Source organism: Vreelandella arcis, assembly GCF_900103865.1.
Lineage (GTDB): Bacteria > Pseudomonadota > Gammaproteobacteria > Pseudomonadales > Halomonadaceae > Vreelandella > Vreelandella arcis.
Genome location: NZ_FNII01000006.1, coordinates 121189 through 142855, shown reverse-complemented (window position 1 = coordinate 142855; position 21667 = coordinate 121189). Strand labels below are relative to the sequence as shown.

The 21667-nt window shown below is 57.6% G+C and carries 15 protein-coding genes; 6 read left to right on the top strand and 9 right to left on the bottom strand.

Features of this window, described 5'->3' with window-relative positions; genetic code table 11:
• Positions 1-10 precede the first annotated feature (10 nt).
• The 4 genes from BLR97_RS08875 to BLR97_RS08860 form a co-directional block, all read right to left on the bottom strand.
• Complete coding sequence (locus BLR97_RS08875) at positions 11-4834, bottom strand: NAD-glutamate dehydrogenase (protein WP_089705132.1); 4824 nt, start codon at positions 4832-4834, stop codon at positions 11-13.
• A gap of 145 nt (positions 4835-4979) precedes the next feature.
• Entirely contained in the window at positions 4980-6095 is a 1116-nt protein-coding gene (gene trmA, locus BLR97_RS08870; protein ID WP_089705130.1) for a tRNA (uridine(54)-C5)-methyltransferase TrmA, read from the bottom strand.
• A 52-nt stretch (positions 6096-6147) separates the two neighbouring features.
• Positions 6148-6948: a glutamate racemase gene (gene murI / locus BLR97_RS08865; RefSeq protein ID WP_089705127.1), complete on the bottom strand. Its 801-nt coding sequence runs from the start codon at positions 6946-6948 to the stop codon at positions 6148-6150.
• A 119-nt stretch (positions 6949-7067) separates the two neighbouring features.
• Entirely contained in the window at positions 7068-7613 is a 546-nt protein-coding gene (locus tag BLR97_RS08860; RefSeq protein WP_089705125.1) for a hemerythrin domain-containing protein, read from the bottom strand.
• Positions 7614-7724: 111 nt separating this feature from the next.
• On the opposite strand from BLR97_RS08860, the gene BLR97_RS08855 reads away from it, so the two are divergent.
• Positions 7725-9059, top strand: coding sequence for a replication-associated recombination protein A (locus BLR97_RS08855; RefSeq protein ID WP_089705122.1), 1335 nt, complete (start codon positions 7725-7727; stop codon positions 9057-9059).
• Positions 9060-9098: 39 nt separating this feature from the next.
• Here BLR97_RS08855 and lolA read toward each other — a convergent pair whose 3' ends face one another.
• Positions 9099-9755: an outer membrane lipoprotein periplasmic chaperone LolA gene (gene lolA / locus BLR97_RS08850; RefSeq protein WP_089705119.1), complete on the bottom strand. Its 657-nt coding sequence runs from the start codon at positions 9753-9755 to the stop codon at positions 9099-9101.
• Positions 9756-9905: 150 nt separating this feature from the next.
• The gene (locus BLR97_RS08845; RefSeq protein WP_089705116.1) at positions 9906-12914 is read right to left on the bottom strand and encodes a DNA translocase FtsK; all 3009 of its coding nucleotides are present in this window, start codon (positions 12912-12914) and stop codon (positions 9906-9908) included.
• 130 nt (positions 12915-13044) lie between these two features.
• Here BLR97_RS08845 and aat point away from each other — a divergent pair, with 130 nt between their 5' ends.
• From aat to infA, 3 genes are all read left to right on the top strand, one after another.
• Positions 13045-13776, top strand: coding sequence for a leucyl/phenylalanyl-tRNA--protein transferase (gene aat / locus BLR97_RS08840; RefSeq protein WP_089705113.1), 732 nt, complete (start codon positions 13045-13047; stop codon positions 13774-13776).
• 66 nt (positions 13777-13842) lie between these two features.
• The gene (locus BLR97_RS08835; protein ID WP_089705110.1) at positions 13843-14577 is read left to right on the top strand and encodes an arginyltransferase; all 735 of its coding nucleotides are present in this window, start codon (positions 13843-13845) and stop codon (positions 14575-14577) included.
• A gap of 138 nt (positions 14578-14715) precedes the next feature.
• The gene (gene infA, locus BLR97_RS08830) at positions 14716-14934 is read left to right on the top strand and encodes a translation initiation factor IF-1 (protein WP_007111068.1); all 219 of its coding nucleotides are present in this window, start codon (positions 14716-14718) and stop codon (positions 14932-14934) included.
• 149 nt (positions 14935-15083) lie between these two features.
• Here infA and clpA read toward each other — a convergent pair whose 3' ends face one another.
• The 3 genes from clpA to BLR97_RS08815 form a co-directional block, all read right to left on the bottom strand.
• A complete protein-coding gene (gene clpA / locus BLR97_RS08825) occupies positions 15084-17360 on the bottom strand; it encodes an ATP-dependent Clp protease ATP-binding subunit ClpA (protein WP_089705107.1) in 2277 nt (758 codons plus the stop codon).
• Positions 17361-17499: 139 nt separating this feature from the next.
• On the bottom strand, positions 17500-17808 hold the full coding sequence (clpS, locus tag BLR97_RS08820) for an ATP-dependent Clp protease adapter ClpS (RefSeq protein ID WP_035574422.1): 309 nt from the start codon (positions 17806-17808) through the stop codon (positions 17500-17502).
• A 255-nt stretch (positions 17809-18063) separates the two neighbouring features.
• Positions 18064-20298, bottom strand: a complete 2235-nt coding sequence (locus tag BLR97_RS08815; RefSeq protein ID WP_089705104.1) for an NADP-dependent isocitrate dehydrogenase — start codon at positions 20296-20298, stop codon at positions 18064-18066.
• Between the two features lie 251 nt (positions 20299-20549).
• On the opposite strand from BLR97_RS08815, the gene BLR97_RS08810 reads away from it, so the two are divergent.
• Together BLR97_RS08810 and BLR97_RS08805 are read left to right on the top strand one after the other, a co-directional pair.
• On the top strand, positions 20550-21197 hold the full coding sequence (locus BLR97_RS08810) for a pseudouridine synthase (protein WP_089705101.1): 648 nt from the start codon (positions 20550-20552) through the stop codon (positions 21195-21197).
• A gap of 2 nt (positions 21198-21199) precedes the next feature.
• The gene (locus BLR97_RS08805) at positions 21200-21640 is read left to right on the top strand and encodes an NUDIX domain-containing protein (protein ID WP_089705099.1); all 441 of its coding nucleotides are present in this window, start codon (positions 21200-21202) and stop codon (positions 21638-21640) included.
• The last annotated feature ends 27 nt before the right edge of the window (positions 21641-21667 follow it).

The following is a 21667-nucleotide window of genomic DNA, read 5'->3' as shown; positions in this document are numbered from 1 at the left end:
ACGCGTGGGGTTAGCCCTCGCTATCGCTTTCCGCCAGGTCAACCAGCTCACGGATGGCCACGGCGAATAGCGCAAAGCCGCCGTCGCTGCCGCCGCGCACCTCGTCGATCAAGCGGCACCAGCGGCGATGCAGATCGGCATGCAGCTCTAACCATTGAGCAACCCGCTCTTGGGTGTCGCGGCTACCCGCTTCCAGCTTGAGTACGCTGGTGGTCAGCGCCAGCTGCTGGCGGTCGATGTCATCGCGGAAGGTTTCCCGCGCCTGGGCCTGCCAAGCGTCGCGCACCTCAAGCTGGGTGACCCGCTGGATCATCCACGGTAGCTCCAAGCGGCTGCCAATTTCATAGAACACCTCGGCGACACGCTGGGGCTTCTCATTGGTGGCTCGCGCTGCCTGGATAATACCCAGGCCAGCATACAAGCTCGGCGCCGCCGCGACCGTCGAGGCCAGGGCCTCGGGGACGCCCGCCTCTTGCAGTTCATCATAGCGTTGACGCCATGCGGCCAGTTCCTCGCCGCTCAGCAGCTCACCAATGCCTTCCTGTAGCTGCGCCAAACGGGGGCGGAAGTACTCAATGGTATCCTGGGTAGACAGTCCCATGTGTTGACGCAGGAACCACCGCGTCGACCGGCGGATCATGCGCATCACATCGAGCATCATCGCGTACTGCACATGGTTGGGCACTTGATTATCCAGCGATTCAAGCTGGGCCCAAAGGGCCTGCAGATTAAAGCTGTCCCGGGCGACGACGTAAGCCCGAGCAATATCTGCCCGACCAGCGCCCGTGGAATCCATGAGCCGCCGCACGAACACAATGCCCATGTGGTCGACCAGATCGTTGGCGACCTGAGTCGCGACGATTTCACGCTTCAAGCGGTGATCGTACATTTCCTGCTGGTAGCGTTCGGTTAAAACCGCCGGGAAGAGGCGCTCAAGGTGGCGATGAATATACGGGTCGTCGGGCACCTCGGACGTTATCAGATCGCCCTTCAAGGTACTCTTGGCGTAAGAAATCAACACCGAAAGCTCCGGCAGACGCATACCCTGCTGATGACTTACACGCTCTTTTAACACATCGTCGGTAGGCAGGAATTCGAGCTCACGGTCAATTTGGCCCGCCGATTCCAACTCGCTGATAAAGCGACGATAGGGCCCCATGCCCTGCTCGGAGAGAATGGCCGAGAGATCCAACGCTTGGGTTTGGCGATAGTTATCCAGAATCACCAGATCAGCGACCTCTTCAGTCATCTCGGCCAGCAGCTGGTTACGCTGCTTGTCGGTCATGTCACCGCGCTTGACCACTTCATCGATCAAAATCTTGATATTGACCTCGTGGTCGGAGCAGTTAACCCCACCGGCGTTGTCGATAAAGTCGGTGTAAACCCTTACCCCCTTGGCGGCGGCTTCCATCCGGCCGCGCTGGGTCAGGCCCAGATTACCGCCCTCGCCAACCACACGGCAGTTCAGGTCGTTACCGTTAATACGCAACGCATCGTTGGCTTTATCGCCCACGTCCGCATCGGTTTCTTCTGAACCTTTCACGTAAGTGCCGATGCCGCCATTCCAGATCAAATCAACCTTCGAGACCAGCGTGGCGCGAATCAACTCGTTCGGCGACAGGCGCGTCTCTTTAATACCAAAGGCCGTTTGCATTTCTGGCGTAATGGGAATTGATTTAGCACTGCGGCTAAAGATGCCGCCGCCCTGGGAGATCAGCGTTTGATCGTAATCTTCCCAGCTCGAACGCGGCAGACCGAACAAGCGCTGACGTTCAGCAAACGTCGATTCGGCATCGGGCGTTGGGTCGACGAAAATATGCAGGTGGTTGAACGCGCCCTTCAGTAGGATCTTATCCGATAACAGCATCCCGTTACCGAACACGTCGCCCGCCATATCGCCGATGCCAATCACACTAAACTCATCGCGCTGGGTGTCGAGATCCAGATTTTTAAAGTGGCGTTTAACCGATTCCCACGCCCCGCGCGCGGTAATACCCATCTTCTTGTGGTCGTAACCGTTCTCGCCACCGGACGCGAAGGCATCGCCTAACCAATGGCCGTACTCCAACGAAATCTCATTGGCGATATCAGAGAAGGTAGCGGTGCCCTTATCCGCAGCAACCACTAAATAGGCATCGTCTGGGTCGTGACGCACCACGCTTTGCGGCGGCACCACATCGCCGCCGACGAGGTTGTCGGTCACATCCAACAGCGCACGGATAAACAGCTGATAGCAGGCGATCCCCTCTTTTTGCTGGGTTTCACGGTCGGCGTTTTCCGGCATGCGCTTACAGACAAACCCGCCTTTTGCCCCCACCGGCACAATCACGGCGTTTTTAACCTGCTGGGCTTTTACCAGGCCAAGCACTTCCGTGCGGAAATCCTCATGGCGGTCGGACCAACGCAAGCCGCCACGGGCGACCTTCCCACCACGCAGGTGAACCCCTTCCACTCGCGGCGAGCAAACAAAAATCTCAAACGCCGGGCGTGGCTTGGGCATGCCGGTCACTTTGGAGGGTTCAAGCTTGAAGGCGATATAGTCTTTAGCGCGACCGTTATCGGCTTGCTGGAAATAGTTGGTGCGCAGCGTCGCCAAGATCAGTTCCATAAAGCGGCGCAACAGCTGGTCATCGTTAAGGCTGGCAACGGCTTCCAGGTGTTCGTTAATGCGCGCTACGCAGTCGCTGGTATCATGACCCTCTAAACTGGGGTCAAACCGCTGTTGGAACAGCTCCACCAACACCTGAGTAATGGCCGGGTAGCTAGCCAGGGTCGAGGCAATATAATCCTGGGACATGCCAAAGCGAATTTGCTTCAGGTAGCGGGCATAGCCCCGCAGCATGGCCACTTCCCGCCAATCCAGGCCCGCGCCAATGATCAGGCGATTAAAGGCATCGTTATCGGCTTCGCCGGCCCAAATGCGCTTAAACGCTTCGCTGAACGTTTCGCGCATATCCGACAGGCTCACCTCGGCACCCGTGTGCTCCAGTTCAAAGTCGTGGATCCAATAGCGCTGCTGGGGGCCGTTGATATCGTAGGGACGCTCGCCAATAACCCGCAGGCCGAGATTTTCCATCATCGGCAGCACGTCGGAAAGCGGAATTTGCGTCGCGCGGTGGAACAGCTTCAAATTAACCCCACCGCCCTGCTCTTCCAGCGGCCGATAGAGCGATAGCGATAGATCATCACCGCTATCCAGCGTCAGCAGGTGCTGGATATCGAATACCGCGGTGCGCGCCGAAAAGTCTTCGCGATAGCTCGCGGAAAACGCCTCATGGAATTGCTCCATCAAGTGATTAGCGCGCTCTTCGCCGAACCCTTCAATCATCGCGGCCTGTAAATCATCGCGCCAGCTGCGCGCCAAGCGGGCGACCTTGCTTTCCAGCCGCTTAAGATCGTACTGGCTGGGTGCATCGCCATTGAAGCGCAGGATCAACTGAATACGTGCCAGCACCGACTCGGATAGGTAAGTATTGAAGTCGCCAAAGTGGGCATCAAGCTCTTCGCAAAGCAGGTGCTGAATGCTCTGACGCAAATCGGTGGAAAATACGTCGCGCGGTACAAAAACCAGGCACGAATAAAACTTGCCGCTGACGTCGGCGCGTATGAACAACCGCACTTGGCGGCGTTCACGAATATTGAGAATGCCCAGCGCCGTGCTGGCCAGCGCCTCGGTATTCATCTGAAAGAGGTCGTCGCGCGGATAGACTTCGAGCACTTGCAGCAGTTGCTTGCCGTTATGCCCCTGGGGGTTGAACCCGGCAATGTCCATCACCGCTTTTAGCTTACGACGCAGCAGCGGAATATTGCGTGGCGACTCGTTGTACACCGTGGCCGTAAACAGCCCAAAGAAACGCCGCTCACCGATCACGTTGCCGTGATCATCGTAGCGATCAACGGTAATGTAATCGGGATAGGTGGGCCGATGCACTCGAGAGTGATGGGCACTTTTGGCAAACGATAAAAGCTGCGGCACCAGCACATAATCGTTGTGCTCGCCGAGGCCTTCTTCGGTGCGAATTCGCTCGCAGTAACGCGGCTGATCCAACCGGAATACGCCCAGCACGCTATTGGGGTCACGGGTTAACTGGCCGCCTTCAAGCAGGTACTCGTCGTACCCCAGAAAGGTAAAGTTATCTTTAAGCAGCCACTCTAAAAAAGCGATGGCCTCTTCGTGGTCGTCAGGATCGATTTGCGGCGGGCAATTTCTCTCCAACTCCTGAATAGAGCCACGAATTTGCTGACACATCCCATCATAATCATCCACAGCCGTCCGCACATCGCGCAGCACGTCGTGCAGGTTGTGCTCGATTTTATCCAGCAGCTCGGGGTCGGTGTGGCGGTCGACTTCAATCACAATCAGCGATTCGCGATCCCCTGGCGCCTTTGCATCACTCGGTGAGCTTAACGTTTGCAGTTGATGCTGGTTATCTCGGCTCACCGCCAACACCGCATTTTGAATCGCATGCACGGTCAGACCGCGACGATTCAACTCAATGCGCACCGAGTCGACCAAAAACGGCATGTCTTCGTTCAGCACCGCCACAAACGTATGGGTCGACTGCCAGCCGTGCTCCTCAAAGTCGGGATTGAACACCCGGATTTTGGGGCATTGCGGATCGTGGTGCTGTAAGAACTGCCAAATCGATAGCGTTGCCCCGTACAGATCATCCAGGCGGCGGTCGACTAAGTCTTCCACGGGCACCGTCGCATAGAAATGCCGCGCAAAGGCATCAATCGCCGTAGCGCGGGTCGGCTCCAAGCGATCGTTCAATCGCTCTTTTAGTTGCTTCAATAAATCTTGCCGACTTTCTTCAATCGCAACGTAATGCATCCATCACCTCAGCTGCCGGGGCCATTACCTGGCCAAAAAACGAAGGACAATAGGCGTTTAGGCCAATATACCGGTTAGCTTACGCTACCCGCACGCCTGACCCTAGCCATCTATCTTCTTACTCATAGCACATGCCACTTGCGCATCACCCCTGCTTGTCGCGCCGCGTAAGCAGAACACCGCACTCACAATGGTGGGTAAACGGAAACTGGTCAAACAGCGCAAACCGGACGATCTCATGGCTACGCGTCAGTTGGGTTAAGTTCTCCATTAATGTAACGGGGTTGCATGAAATATAGACGATTTGAGCGTATTCGCTGATCTGCCGGCAACTTTGTTCATCAAGCCCGGCCCGCGGGGGATCCACCAATACCGTCGAGAAGTCGTAGGATTCAAGCGCCATCTCGGCCACCCGGCGGCCGGTTTTCTCGCCTTTCAGCGCCTGGGCGAAGTCTTCTGCCGACATTCTGGCTATCTGGGCGTTGGTCACGCCGTTCGCTGCCAGGTTGACGTTGGCACTGGCCACCGAGGTACGCGAAATTTCCGTAGCCAATACGCGACGGAAATTGTTGGCCAAGGCGATGGTGAAGTTTCCATTGCCGCAGTAGAGCTCAACCAAATCGTCTTGGTGATGGCCCGCCGTGACATCGCTTGCCCAGCTCAGCATGTCCTGACAGATATGCGCGTTAGGCTGGGTAAAGCTATTTTCAACCTGCTGGTAGTGCAGGGTGCGGCCGTCGACCTGCAAACGCTCCCAAACGTGGTCGCGGGTCAACACCAGACGCTGTTTGCGCGAGCGGCCAATAATCATAATGCCAAGTTCAACCTCAAGCGCGCGGGCCTCGGCTTCCCAGGCGTCACCTATCGGGCGATGATAGATCAGCGTGACCAATGCTTCTCCCGACAGCGTGGTTAAAAATTCAACCTGAAACAGCCGGTGGCGGAGTTCTTCACTGGCCAAAAAAGCCGCCCGCAAACGCGGCATCAAGCGATTGATCGATTCGCTCGCCACCGGAAACTGGTCAAGCCGAATAACGCGCTTGGTTTTAGGGGAACCTGGCGTCACCTCAAACATGGCGTAAAAAAGGTCATCGCCTTCATGCCAGATACGGAACTCACAGCGCTGGCGGTAATGACTGGGCGGCGAGGCGAACACCTCCAGCGCCGGGGGTTCAAAGGGGGCCAATAGGCGTTCGACATAGGCGCGCTTATCGGCTAGTTGCTCAGCGTAGCGTTCGGGTTCAACAACGGGGATAGCCAAAGCGGCTCCTATCTTAAGTGGGTAATCGGTAGACGATCGATAAAGACGGTTATCACGCCAGGGATAAGCGCTGCGCTGGCTGAAAACCGTAGCGTGCCAGGCCATCGGTCAAGTGATTGGCGGGGCCGGTAGTGTAACAGCGCCCGTCAGGTGCGTTAGGCGTCAGAGGCCCGGCCACCTGGCCCACGCGTCGGGCGATGGCGTCACCGGAATCCACCCAGTGAAGCGGCTCGGGGGCAAGCTCGGCTAACCAAGGTTTTAACAGAGGAAAATGGGTACACCCCAAGACAACGGTATCCAACGCGGGCGTCTTTCCAGCGGGTTTCGACGCTTGCCAGAGCCCAGCTAACGCAGAATTGATACGCGCCGAGCTAGGTGCATGACCCGCAAGCCATGCTTCAGCTTCGGTCACCAAGGCGTCTGCCGCGACCTTGGTCACCATACAGTCGCTGGCAAAACTGGCGATCAGTTCCTGGGTATAGGGACGGCCAACGGTGGCTTTAGTTGCCAGCAGCCCGATGTGACGCGTCTGACTGAGCGCCGCCGCCGGTTTAATGGCCGGCACGGTGCCCACCACGGGAATCGTCAAATGCCAGCGCAGCTTTTCAAGCGCCAGGGTGCTGGCGGTATTACAGGCCACTACCAGCACACAGGGCTGGCAGGCCGCCACAGCGGCCAAGCAAACGGTCACAATACGCTCGGCCAGGGTGGCGTCATCGCGCAGGCCATACGGCAGCCAGGCATTGTCACAGGCATAACAAAAACCGGCATGGGGATAGTGCTGACGTAGTGCTGACGCCACCGACAGCCCTCCCACGCCGGAATCAAATATCAAAACGGGCCCTTGCCTCATCCTGTTACGCTACCGCTGTTGCGTTTTGCCACCATCGCCTCGTTGTCCGCTACATTAAAGCGGCTAGTTTAACATGCGCACGGTAACTGATAAGCCATCAGGCCAGCCATTAATTAACCTTAAATAGGCGGTACGTCAGCCCCACGTAGCTCAGCATAAAGCTCGGGGTAGGACGTTTGCAGTCGCTCAAGGGATTGCTCAGCGCCAACCGGTAGCGACTGCCGCAGGGCCTCCATGTCGTCTTGGCTAAAGTGCTTGTCCATCAATGGGAACAGTGTCTCTCGCTCTTGGCGAAGGTAGGCACGGTGTGCCTCCAGGTAGTCTTTTAAATCGCTGGCAAACTTATCCATGGGCAACACGTTATCCATCAAAATCGTATCGATATCATCAGATAGCCGCTGCAAACGAGGGCGCAGTTGGAGATACTCAGCGGCCATTTTTTCGGTCAGCTCCTTATGTTCAGGCGCAATCTGACACAGTCGCTCAACGCAGATCCGTTCCAACGGGCCGGCAAAGCTATCCATATAGGACAAAATGTAATCCACCACCTCGCGCATTAGTTGGAAGTTGGGACGCTCGCCTTGAACCAAGGCTTTTTGCTTGAGCTGCAGGACGTGCAGCATCCTGGCCATGTTGGCATGATCTAACCGTAATTGGTTTAACATTGAGCCGTCTCCTTTATCGTCTAACGCCAAAGGTAGTCTGAGCGGACACGCTTTACCATACACCTTATGATGACAGACCCAACCGATGGGCCAGTGTTCAACGGAGCTTCCATGGATCTTTTCAGCCGCAATACACCTGCCGACGACGCCCCCCTCGCCTACCGCATGCGTCCGCGTCAGCTTGAGGATTACGTCGGCCAACAGGCGCTTGTTGGTGCAGATAAACCACTGCGCCGTATGGCGGAGTCTGGCATCGTGCGCTCTATGATTTTATGGGGGCCTCCTGGGGTAGGTAAAACCACGCTGGCAGAATTACTGGCGCGTGCCTCCAACGCCCATTTAGAACAACTCAGCGCGGTAATGGCGGGTGTCAAAGAGATTCGCCTAGTCGTCGAACGCGCCCAGCAGCTTAGTTCAGCGACTATTCTCTTTTTAGATGAGATTCACCGGTTAAACAAGAGCCAGCAAGATGCCCTGCTGCCCCACGTGGAGTCAGGCCTTCTGACCCTGATTGGCGCGACCACCGAAAACCCCTCGTTTGAAGTCAACTCGGCGCTGCTCTCACGGGCGCGAGTTTACGTGCTGAAATCGCTGACACAAGACGAATTGATCAGCGTGATGCAACAGGCGCTGGACGACCCCGAACGCGGGTTAGGCAAACGCAACATCGATGTGGAGGCGTCGGTATTAACAGCGTTGGCCAAGGCCAGCGCCGGGGACGCCCGTCGCGCACTGGGGCTACTGGAAACCGCCTGCGACTTCACCACGCAACGGGCAGGCCGGGAAATACTGCCCGAAAGCGTACTAACCGATGTGATAGGCCATCAGGCTAGCGCGTTCGATAAACAGGGCGATGCCTACTACGACCTGCTCTCGGCGATTCACAAATCGGTGCGCTCATCGCGGCCCGATGCAGCGCTGCTCTACATGGCGCGTTTCATCCAGGGCGGCGGCGACCCGCTGGACGTGGTGCGTCGGCTAAGCGCGATTGCCTCGGAAGACGTGGGTAACGCTGACCCGCGGGCGCTACCGCTGGTCATGGCGGCTTGGGATGCGTATCGGCGGTTAGGCGACTATGAGGGCCAGCGAGCGATCGCTCATGCGGCGATCCACTTGGCAGTGGCCCCCAAAAGTAATCGCATTGATCAAGCATGGACCAAAGCGCAGCAGTTCGTCCGTCAGCAGCCACAGATCGAGGTGCCGACCTACTTGCGCAATGCGCCGACCAAGCTGATGGAGCAACTTGGCCACGGGGAAGGTTATCGCTACGCGCACAATGAACCCGATGGCTACCCAGCGGGCAGCGCCCACGACTGCTGGCCGGAAGAGCTGCCCAAGCAAGCCTTTTATCAGCCCAGCGCGCATGGCCAGGAAAAGCGCTTTGCTGAGATCATGGCGTGGCGAGACGCTCAAGACAAAGAAGCCGACCAGACACCGGATGCCTGATCGGCCAATTTACAACGTCAGCTAGCGTGTCGCGGGCAGTTAACGGGGTTCTTCGCGGATCACATCGACCCCGTCGGGGATATCAAATTCAAACCGCTCGTCGGGGATCTGTTCGTTGCGAACGGGATCGCTAAAGACAATCGCCGTACGCTGGCCGGTGCTGTCGGTCATCCACAGCTCGGTGAGCATGTCACCGTCGAAGGTCATGCTCAACTGCTCAAACAGCGTATCCGGCGAGTTGGGTACCAACGTGAAGACGTCATCGCTGCCGTCCTGTTCGTAATCCACTTCGTAGCTTTCCGTCAGTTCGCTAACGCGCCCCGACAGCAGCAGCGCAGGTGTATGGGTCACCCGGTCATCCAACGCTTGAACGGTAACTTGTTCGAGATCCGGATCGTAGAGATAAACGCTATCGCCGTTTGATACCACGGTTTGCGAATAAGGTGCTTCGACTTCCCAGCGCAGCATGCCAGGGCGTGCCAGCCACATTTCGCCCCGCGCTTCCTGTAAATGATCGCCACTGCCGTCGAGTATGCGCTGCTCAAATGTCGCCTGATAGCTCTCTAATGGGTCGAGCCTGTCGGTTAACCGCTCGGCTGCTTCATTGGCCAGAGCCAGCGGTGCCGCCAGCGTTAACCCCAATGCGCTTGCCGCCAGCGCTAATGATGAAGGACGTCGAGTTTGCGTATCGCTCATGCGATCTCCCTAGGCAACCTTGCCAGATAAAAATAGCGAGTAAACAAATTGTAAAATGGGTCGGCAGAACCGTCCGTGTACCCATTAAGACGCGCGTATCGCCGCCGGGTTTCACCGGCCGCGCTATTTTCACGCTTATTGCACGTTTGCTTACTGCCCGACCGGCGGTGGCGCCAGCACTTCCCGGGCGCCGTTGGTACCCATCGATGACACCACCCCGGCAACCTCCATTGCGTCCACTAGCCTAGCGGCGCGGTTATAACCAATCTTAAAGCGCCGCTGCACGGCGGAAATCGACGCTTTGCGCGTTTGCGTGACGAACTGCACGGCTTCATCGTAAAGCGCATCCTGTTCGGCGTCGTCGCCGTCGGCGCCCTCGGCCTCAAGCCCGGCTAAGGCGTCTGCCGAGACACCGCCCGATAGGATCTCTTCGATATACTCCGGCTCCCCACGACGCTTCCAATCTTCCACTACGCGGTGCACTTCATCGTCATCCACAAAGGCCCCGTGGATGCGATTCGGCGGCCCCGACCCGGCGGGCAGGTAGAGCATGTCGCCATGCCCCAACAGGCTTTCGGCCCCGCCCTGATCCAATATCGTGCGTGAGTCGATACGCGACGACACCTGAAAAGCCATCCGCGACGGAATATTCGCCTTGATCAAACCAGTGACAACATCCACCGACGGGCGCTGAGTGGCGAGTATCAAGTGAATCCCTGCCGCACGGGCCTTCTGTGCCAGGCGGGCAATCAGCTCTTCGACCTTTTTACCCACGATCATGAACATGTCGGCAAATTCGTCGATCACCACCACGATGTAGGGCAGCTTCTCAAGCACCGGGGGTGTTTGATGCATCTCCCAGGGCTGCGGCTCCCAGAGCGGATCGGCAACCTGGGCACCTGCCCGGTCGGCTTCATCCAAACGCGCGTTAAAGCCGGCGATATTACGCACGCCCATGGCGGCCATCAGCTTATAACGGCGTTCCATTTCAGCCACACACCAGCGCAGGCTATTGGCCGCCTCTTTCATATCGGTGACCACGGGCGCCAGCAAGTGTGGAATACCGTCGTAAACCGACAGCTCGAGCATTTTGGGGTCGACCATGATGAGCTTCAATTCATCCGGCGTGGCCTTGAGCAGCATCGAAATCAGCATCGCGTTAACGCCCACCGATTTACCCGACCCGGTGGTACCGGCGACCAGCAAGTGCGGCATCTTGCCGAGATTGGCGACCACCGGGCCGCCACCGATATCCTGACCCAGCGCCATGGTCAGCGGCGAGGCTTCCTGCTGGTAGCGCTCGGAATCGATCACTTCACGCAGCCGAATCATCGCCCGGTGAGGATTGGGAATCTCGATGCCCACCGTCGGGCGTCCTGGAATCACTTCCACCACGCGCACGCTCTTGACCATCAGCGAACGCGCCAAGTCTTTGGCCAAATTGCTGATTTTGGATACCTTGACGCCTGCCGCCGGCTTAATCTCAAAGCGGGTAATCACCGGCCCAGGCCAAGTATCGACCACCTCGGCTTTGACGCCGTATTCACGCAGCCGAACCTCGAGCAGCTCGGCCATATCCGCCAGTTGGGTATCGGTGTAATTCGGCTGATGCGGTTCCGCCGGCGTTAACAGGCGCAGACTAGGCACCTTGCCTTCGGGTTCTAACGTCGTGTCGAACGAGGGCCGTTGGTTTTGCAGATGCTCAACCGTCCACAGCGCTGGCCCTTCGTCGGATACGTCTTGCTCCGTCGATGATACGTCGGGGCTCACGGTCGGCTCACGGCGAGCAGGTGACGGTGCCGAAGGTGCAGGTGTAGGGACTTCATCTTCGTCGTCGTCATCCCACACGGGCTCGGGGACTATTTCAGGAACGCGTTCAGCTCCGCGCTCTGACTCCCGCTGGCGACGCGGCTCGGTGACCAGTGGCTCAACAGGCGGCTCGGGCGCATCATCATCCGTCGTGGAGAGCGGCGCGGCAGACTGGGTTTCAGCCTCCTCTGCCCGACGGGACGCGTGCAGTGGAAACGACTCGCTTGATTCAGCCTCGGCGGGTTTGGCCGTCGCCACTGCCTCATCGTGCTCGGGTGCATCGTCGATGTGCGCGGTTAACGTCGGCGATGAGGGCGTTGGCTCGGGCGTTGAGGTATGTGTGTCTTCATCCGTTTTTACTGGCGTCTCCGCTGGCGTCGGCTCAGACGACGGGGCCGCTTTGAAGGCCGTGGCGGAAGGCGTCCGCGCAGCCGCCCACGGAATCGACGTATCCGTGACGTTATCGCCCGCTATAGGCTCGTCGCCTACCTTCTTGTTGGTGTCTGGCTTAGCGTCTGCATCGGCCAAGGCACTGGCCATCGCGGGTTCTCGACGCTTGTTATGGGCGTTGCTCTCGGCACTGCGCTCTGGGTTAGCCGGACGCCGCGCAGGCTCTGGGGCGGGGCGCACGGCGGCGCGCTGTTTGGCACGCTCGCGACGGGCCTGGCGGCGGGCTGACCACCAGCCACCCACACGGCACAAACGCCGCCCCACTTCATCGGCAACCTGCAACCAGGACATGCCGCTGAACAGCGGAAAACCGCTCAGGATAAGCGCTGCGGCGATCAACCCAACGCCGCCGCTGTTCACCAGCGGGCGCAACGCGCCCACCAGCCCCTCACCCAAAATACCGCCTGAGGCATAGGGCAACACGCTATCAGGATTATAAAAATGCAGCGCGCCGAGCATGGTGGTGCCAAACATTAGCAGCATCAAACCACCAGCGCGTACCGCAATCGCCACCGGATCAAGCGCAAAACGCACTTGGCGTGAACGTACTAACCACCAGGCCGCATAGCCCACCATGCCAGGCCACCAAAGGGCACTGGCGCCCAGCAGCGAATAAAGCACATCGGCCAGCCAGGCGCCGACCGGCCCCATCCAATTGCTGACGGCGGTTTCCGGCCCCTGAGATGACCAGCCGGGATCGCTCGGCGAATAACTAAACAACGCCAATAATAAAAACGTACATACCGCCAGCAGCGCCACGACCACGCCATCGCGTGCCGCGCCCTGAAGGCGTAACCCAACTTTACGCGCTTTATCCTTGGCGGCATTGACCCGCCCTGAAGACCCACTTTGGCGCGTATTACGCTGTGTTCGCTTGTCGACCGCTTTATTTACTTTCAAGCGACTCTCCCTTTTGCACCCGATGGCGTCGTTAATCCACTTGCGAGTTTGTATCATACCGAGCATCCTGCTGCCGTCACAGGGTCTCTCGATCCGCGCTTGTTACTGTACCGACTCACAGGAGCTCGCCATGCTACCTTGGCTATCCTCGCCAATGCCTCACTTCCCGACAGTAACCGCAGCGCTAACATCGCCTAACGGACTACTGGCGGCGGGCGGCGAATTATCCCCCGGTTGGCTGGTAGAAGCCTATCGAAACGGCATTTTCCCATGGTACAGCGACGACGACCCCATTCTGTGGTGGAGCCCTGATCCCCGCATGATACTCCTACCTGAGCAATTTAAGCAGCGCCGCAGCTTAACAAAAAAGCTGCGCAATGCGGGGTTCGAGATCACCGTTGACCAACATTTTGACCGGGTGATCGATGCTTGCGCCGCCCCGCGGGACGGTGAAGCGGGCACCTGGATCACCGATGACATGTACCAGGCCTACTGTGACCTGCATGCGCAAGGCATTGCCCATAGTATCGAGGTGCACCAGCACGGGCGCCTGGTAGGCGGGCTTTACGGCATCGCCATGGGCCCGGTATTTTTCGGCGAGTCGATGTTTTCCCTCGTCCCCGACGCTTCAAAAGTGGCCCTAGCCCACCTAACCAACGCCATGCGCAACCATGGCGGCAAGCTCATTGACTGCCAAATGCACACGCCCCATCTGGCAAGTCTAGGCGCGACAACGGTCGCCCGAGCGACATTCATCAGCTATCTTGAAAAGTGGCTACCCGGCTCTGCGTTTCGGTTTAACGCATCTCCGGAAGACGCGCCCGAGGTGCCGCCTTCCCCGTGGCTATCGGCTATCGCCTAACGTTTATTTACAGACACTCTTTGCAGGCTAACAGTGTCATCGTTAACAAAAGAAAGGAGGCAAACATTGAGCAGCAACGCTCCCCGTCGGCTGGTACGCGATTTGCGCTTCTTTTTGACAGTGCCGCATGCCTGTAGCTATTTGCCCGACCGCGAAGCCACCACGCTGTTTCTGGATCCTCAGGAATCTCCCATTCCCGGCGTTTACGACTCGCTTTCGCTGCTCGGCTTCCGTCGCAGCGGTCGCCATTTATACCGCCCGCACTGCGAAGGCTGTAACGCCTGCCGCTCCGTGCGTATCCCGGTCGAGCGATTTACCCCAAACCGCACTCAACGACGCATTGGCCGACGCAATGGCGATATCACCATGCGCATTACCCCGGCGCACTTTGATGCGCGCCATTACGCACTCTACGCCGACTACATCCACCACCGTCACGCGGACGGCGATATGTACCCACCCAGCCGCGAACAGTATCGAACGTTTTTAACCCTCGACGAGCCCTACGCCCAACTGATGGAGCTATATCTCGATAACCAACTGGTTGGCGTGGCGGCGTTTGACCAGCTCGAGCACGGCCTGTCGGCGATTTATACGTTTTTCAGCGTCGACGAATCGCTGGATAAGCGCTCGCTGGGCACCTTTGCCATATTGCAGCTAATCGACCTGACCCGCGCCAAAGGCTTACCTCACCTCTATCTCGGCTACTGGATAGAAGCATGCCGCAAAATGCGCTACAAGCAGAACTTTACGCCCCTTGAGATGCTTGATGGTCGCCAGTGGCGAGAAATAATTCGCTAATCAGCCACGCTTTTTTGCCTTGACGCTAGGCTTACGGCACAATATAGCGCTATTCGGGTTGCTGCTCAGCCTGGAGCGCCCAATGCCCAGTCGTTTTGAGCATACCTATTACGTTAATTAAAGCGAGGAACTGCCTATATGGCACGCGAAGATCATATTGAAATGGAAGGCGTTATCGTCGACACCCTGCCTAACACCATGTTTCGTGTTGAGCTGGAAAACGGCCACGTCGTCACGGCTCACATCTCCGGCAAAATGCGCAAAAACTACATCCGCATCTTAACCGGCGATAAGGTCAAAGTTGAACTGACGCCTTACGACCTTTCTAAAGGCCGCATCGTTTACCGCTCGCGCTAACGGCGCCTAGCAAGGCGTTTATACGCCTCTGCTCTCTTTACCTGCCCAGCGCTGCCGATGTCTGCTTTAAAACGACAACGCCCCGTCGAAGACAGGGCGCTGCGTTTTTAGCTGCATGATGTTTAAGGAGCGGTAAAGTAAGCGCCCGGTTAGGGCGCATCGGCCATTTCCGACTCGGTCGACAAGCGTAGCTCGCCTTCTTCCAGGCTGACGTGCACGATACCGCCCTGCTCGGCAAGCTCGCCAAACAGAATCATCTCTGCCAACGGCTTCTTGAGCTTGTCCTGGATCAAACGCGCCATCGGGCGTGCCCCCATATCGGGGTCGTAACCTTTATCCGCCAGCCAGTCCCGTGCCATATCGTCCACTTCAAGCTGAACACGCTTCTCATCCAGCTGCGCTTGCAGCTCGATCAGGAACTTGTCGACGACGTTACGCACCACCGAGACCGGCAGAGAATGGAACTGGATAATGCCGTCCAAACGGTTGCGGAACTCCGGTGAGAAGGTGCGGCGAATAACCTCCATCGCATCGGTCGAGTGATCCTGACTCTGGAAGCCAATCGAGCGACGCGCGGCCTGCTCGGCCCCGGCATTCGAGGTCATGATCACAATCACGTGACGGAAGTCCGCCTCGCGGCCGTTGTTATCGGTCAGGCGGCCGTGATCCATCACCTGCAGCAGCAGGTTGAAGACTTCCGGGTGCGCCTTCTCGATCTCATCCAGCAGCAGTACGCAATGCGGCTGTTTGGTGACGGCTTCGGTCAACAGGCCACCTTGATCGTAGCCAACGTAGCCCGGGGGCGCGCCGATCAAGCGCGACACAGTGTGCCGCTCCATGTACTCCGACATATCAAAGCGTACCAGCTCGATACCCATGATATGCGAGAGCTGCTTGGCCACTTCGGTTTTACCCACCCCGGTCGGCCCGGCAAACAGGAAGCTACCTACCGGCTTATCGGGTGACTTCAAGCCAGCGCGGGAAAGCTTAATGGCGGCGGACAGCGTATCGATCGCTTCGTCCTGACCAAACACCAGCATTTTCAAGTCACGATCCAGTTTCTCGAGCAGCTTGCGATCCGAGCTGGACACGCTCTTCGGCGGAATCCGAGCAATTGACGCCACAACCGCTTCGACCTGTTCAACATCAATGGTGTCGGCGCGTACTTCCGGAGGCAGCAAACGCTGATGCGCGCCCGCTTCGTCGATCACGTCAATCGCTTTATCGGGCAGGAAACGATCGTTGATGTAGCGATCCGCCAGTCGTGCGGCGCTCTCAAGCGCACCATCGGTGTACTTGAGCTCGTGGTGTTCCTCAAAGCGTGAGCGCAGACCCTTGAGGATCTTAATGGTGTCATCCACCGACGGCGCCAACACATCGACTTTCTGGAAGCGACGCGCCAAGGCACGATCTTTCTCAAAGATGCCGCGGAACTCTTGGAAGGTGGTCGAACCAATGCAGCGCAGCTCGCCCGACGACAGCAGCGGCTTGAGCAGATTGGAAGCGTCCATCACACCGCCTGAGGCGGCCCCTGCGCCGATCACCGTATGAATTTCATCGATAAACAGCACGGAATTAGGCTGCTTGCGTAACTCGCTGAGCAAGCTCTTCAGGCGCTTCTCAAAGTCACCGCGATATTTAGTACCGGCCAGTAGCGCGCCCATATCCAACGAGTAAACCACCGCATCAGCGATCACCTCGGGAACGTCTTCTTCGACGATACGTTTGGCCAAGCCTTCGGCCACCGCCGTCTTACCCACACCGGCTTCGCCCACCAGTAATGGATTATTCTTGCGCCGACGGGCCAGGATTTGCACCACGCGTTCAAGCTCGTGATCGCGACCAATCAAGGGGTCGATTTTACCCAGCCGCGCCTGCTCGTTGAGGTTGGTGGCATAGCCGGTGAGCGGATGGGCAGCCCCTTCGGTGCCGCCCTCCTCGGCTTCTTCACCCTCCTGGGGTGATGGCGAAGGGGAAGGACCATGACCCGCGACTTTAGAGATGCCATGCGCGATATAATTGACCGCGTCTACCCGAGCAACATTCTGCTGCTTGAGGAAGTAAACGGCTTGGCTTTCCTGCTCAGAGAAAATCGCCACCAGCACGTTGGCACCGGTAACTTCACTTTTTCCAGACGACTGCACATGAAAAACGGCACGCTGGAGTACTCGCTGAAAGCCCAGCGTCGGTTGCGTTTCGCGGTCGTTTTGGCCGTCAGGAATTAAGGGTGTGGTCGAGTTGATGAAGTCCTGCAAATCGGACCGCAGCTTGTCGAGATTCGCCCCACAGGCTTTTAGTACATCCACCGCCGAAGCGTTGTCCAATAGCGCCAGCAATAGGTGCTCGACGGTCATGAACTCGTGACGCTTGGAGCGCGCCACGGTGAAAGCCGTGTTCAGGGTCAGTTCAAGTTCTTTGCTCAGCATGGCAGTCCCCTTTTCGCTACTACCTAGGGCATATCGCCACCTAGGACTTGCGTCGGATCAGTTTAATCGACCGGCACTTTCAAACATCGGGTACAAATCGAACAGTTGCAAGCCTACCTACCGATTTTTTTCAACGCTGTTAATCGGCGGCTTCAATGTCGCTCATTAAAGGATGCTCGCATTCGCGGGCGTATTCATTCACTTGGTAACTTTTGGTCTCGGCGATATCGCGGGTAAATACCCCGCAGGTAGCTTTTCCCTGGGTATGCACCGCCAACATCACCTGGACGGCTTTTTCACTGTCCATGTTGAAGAAGCCTTGCAACACTTCAATGACAAACTCCATCGGCGTGAAGTCATCGTTATGCAGCACCACTTTAAATAGCGGCGGCTGAGCCAGTTCAGGCTCAGCAGACTGCACCGTCAGATCATCGTCGTATTCAGGCATATCGGGGCGCGTCATGCCCGCTTCAAGGGTCGGCGCATCCGGGTATGGACTGTCTGTATGGGACATAAGCAGCAAGGTTTGTTCATCTCTCGGCTGATGGGCAACGTTCTGAATACGCAATGTGATACTTATCAGACGTGCACGATCAGCAAGGGTTCATGGAAAAATTAAAATTATCACACTCAAGCGGACAAAAAACCCCCGCCCGGCAAGCGGACGAGGGCTTAGGGCCTAATGCCAAGGGTTCAAGCCGCGTTAGTCGACGGCCACCATCGCAAGCGCCTTGTTGAGCGTTTTGCTCGGACGCATGGCTTGGCTTGCCAATTCACCGCTTGGACGGAAATAACCGTCGATATCAACCGGCTGGCCCTGAACACTGTTGAGCTCGTCCACAATGGTCGCTTCATTGGCTTTCAGCGTTTCCGCCAGGCGGGCAAAGAGCGTTTTCATCTCGGCGTCTTCGTCCTGAGCGGCCAGTGCTTCTGCCCAGTATAGCGCCAAGTAGAAATGGCTGCCGCGGTTATCCAACTCACCCACCTTACGCGAAGGTGACTTGTTGCTGTCCAGGAATTTGCCGTTGGCTTCGTCTAGGGCGTTCGCCAGCAGCGTAGCGCGGGCGTTACCAAAGGTGCTGCCCAAGTGCTCAAGCGACGCGGCCAAGGCCAAAAACTCGCCCAGCGAATCCCAGCGCAGATGGTTTTCTTCGAGGAACTGCTGAACGTGCTTGGGTGCAGAGCCCCCGGCTCCGGTTTCGAACAAGCCGCCACCGTTCATCAGCGGCACAATGGATAGCATCTTGGCGCTGGTGCCCAGCTCCATGATCGGGAACAGGTCGGTGAGGTAGTCACGCAGTACGTTACCGGTGACCGAGATGGTGTCTTCGCCCTTGCGAATGCGCTCAAGGGATACCTGCATGGCCTCGACCGGCGTCAGAATACGAATATCCAAGCCGCTGGTGTCATGGTCTTTTAGGTAAGTTTCGACCTTCTCGATCAGCTGAGCATCGTGGGCGCGGTTGGCATCCAGCCAGAAAATCGCCGGCGCGCCGCTTTCCCGTGCACGGTTGACAGCCAGCTTCACCCAATCCTGGATCGGCGCGTCCTTGGTTTGGCACATGCGCCAGATATCGCCCATCTCAACATCATGACTGAACAGCGTATGGCCGTTTTCGTCAGTGACGACCACAGTGCCATCAGCGGGAATCTGGAAGGTCTTATCGTGGGAGCCGTACTCTTCTGCCTTTTGCGCCATCAGGCCAACGTTGGGCACGCTGCCCATAGTGGTCGGATCGAAAGCCCCATTTTTCTTGCAGTCTTCAATCACCGCCTGATAAATAGTCGCGTAGCAGCGATCCGGAATCACCGCTTTGGCATCCTGCAGCTCGTCGTTGGCGTTCCACATTTTGCCCGAGTCGCGAATCATGGCGGGCATGGACGCATCGATGATCACGTCGCTGGGCACGTGCAGGTTGGTGATGCCTTTATGCGAATTCACCATGGCCATTGGCGGGCGCTCTTTGTATAGCGCTTCAATGTCGGCTTTGATGGTTTCCTGCTGCTCGCTGGGCAGCTTTTCGATTGCGCTATACAGGTCGCCAATCCCGCTATTGGGGTTAAAGCCTGCCAGTTTGAGGCCCTCGGCGTGTTTCTCAAGCACCTCTTTGTAGAACTCTTCTACCACGATGCCGAACATGATCGGGTCAGAGACCTTCATCATGGTGGCTTTTAAGTGCAAGGAGAAGAGCACGTCGTCTTTTTTGGCGTCTTTAATCTGGCTATCGATGAAATTACGCAACTGACGGCTGCTCATGCGGGCTGCGTCGATCACCTCGCCTTCCTGGACGGCAAGGTCTTCTTTTAAGACGCTACGCGTACCGTCTTTTTGCGCCAGCTCAATCTTGAGTTTGCTCGCGTGCTTGATCACCGTGGACTGCTCGCTGGCATAAAAATCGCCATCGCTCATGTGCGCCACATGTGACTTGGAGTCAGCGCTCCAATCGCCCATGCGGTGCGGGTATTTGCGCGCGTAGTTCTTGACCGACTTGGGCGCACGACGATCGGAGTTGCCCTCACGCAGTACCGGGTTTACCGCACTGCCCTTGGCCTTGTCGTAGCTGGCCTTGATGGCTTTCTCTGCGTCGTTTTTCGGTTCGTCAGGATAATCAGGCAGCGGATAACCCTGGCCTTGAAGCTCCTTGATGGTAGCCTTCAACTGCGGGCCAGAGGCGCTGATATTGGGCAGTTTGATGATATTGGCTTCGGGCGTAGTCGCCAATTGGCCAAGCTCGGCGAGATCGTCGCTAACGCGCTGCTCCTCGCTCAGCAGATCAGGAAACTGGGACAGTATGCGCGCGGCAAGCGAGATATCGCGGGTCTCAACGGCAATCCCCGCCGAGTCGGTAAAGGCATCAACAATCGGTAAAAACGAGTAGGTCGCGAGCGCAGGGGCTTCGTCGGTGAGCGTATAAATGATCTTCGGCGTTTTGGACATTTTTGCGTTAACCTCTTTTCTTTATCGCTGTGATTATCAATTCGTAAACGTCGCGGCCCATTCATCAAGGCACTCTCAAAAAGGCACTATGCCGCGAAGTTTGCGGAGCTTTTTGGGTCGCTCCTCTTATCACATGGTGATTGATCGGTGGTGGTGACGACGACCCCAGCGGTCACGCAGGAGTATATCAGCGCTGCACTTTAACCGCATGAGCGATTGTCGACAAATCAAAGGCACGACCCCACGAAACGATGAGTAACCTATATTTACTGCACAAACCCTACCGCATGCTCTCTCAGTTTACCGATCCCCAGGGGCGTGCCACCCTGGCGGATGTGATCGAAGTACCCGGCGTGTATGCGGCCGGGCGACTCGACTACGACTCGGAGGGTCTGCTGCTGCTCAGCGACGACGGTAGCCTGATTCATCGCATCGCCCACCCGCGCCATAAGCAGCCCAAAACCTACTGGGTGCAGGTCGAAGGGCATATCGACGAGACCGCCCTGGCGGCCTTGAAAAGCGGCGTAACGCTAAAGGACGGCCCCACTTTGCCCGCCAAGGCGCGCCTCATCTCGCCACCCGCCATCGCGCCCCGCGATCCGGCCATTGATCCCAAGCGCCACCCCGCTACCAGCTGGCTGGAACTGACGATTAGCGAAGGCCGTAATCGCCAAGTGCGACGCATGACCGCCCACGTCGGGTTTCCCACTCTGCGCCTGATTCGCGCCTCGATTGGTTCCTGGCAGTTAGGCACGCTTCGCCCCGGCGAATGGCGCCGAGAAACCCTCCACGCGCCCCGCGCGGCGAAGCCGAACCAGCGCCAACAACGGTCTCAAAAACAATCTAAAAAACAGTCCCCAAAACAGGGCAAACAACCAACCTCAGGACGGCGGCGGTGACCATGAAGACGATTCACAGCACGGCGGCCTGCGTGATCCAGCAAGACGAGCGTTTTTTAATCGTCGAGGAAGCCCGTGGCGGATCGACCACGGTATTCAACCAGCCCGCCGGGCATATAGAACCCGGCGAAGGGCCTATTGCCGGCATTCTACGCGAAGTAGAGGAAGAAACCGCTTGGCAGGTGACGTTGACCGACTACCTGGGAATTTACATCTTTCATACGCCCCACGGGCAAACGTTTCACAGTCACGGCTTTATCGCCACGCCCACAACCTTCCTGGATACGTCGCTGGATCGCGACATCACCGCCACCCATTGGCTGACACTGGCGGAAATCCAGGCACTCAATAACGCTGGGCGACTGCGCAGCCCATTGGTCGTCACGCGTATCCAAGACGCCCTGGCAGGCCGTTGCTATCCGCTAACGGTGATCCGCGAGTGAAGCACTCGAAGCGGCGTGGCTGCATCG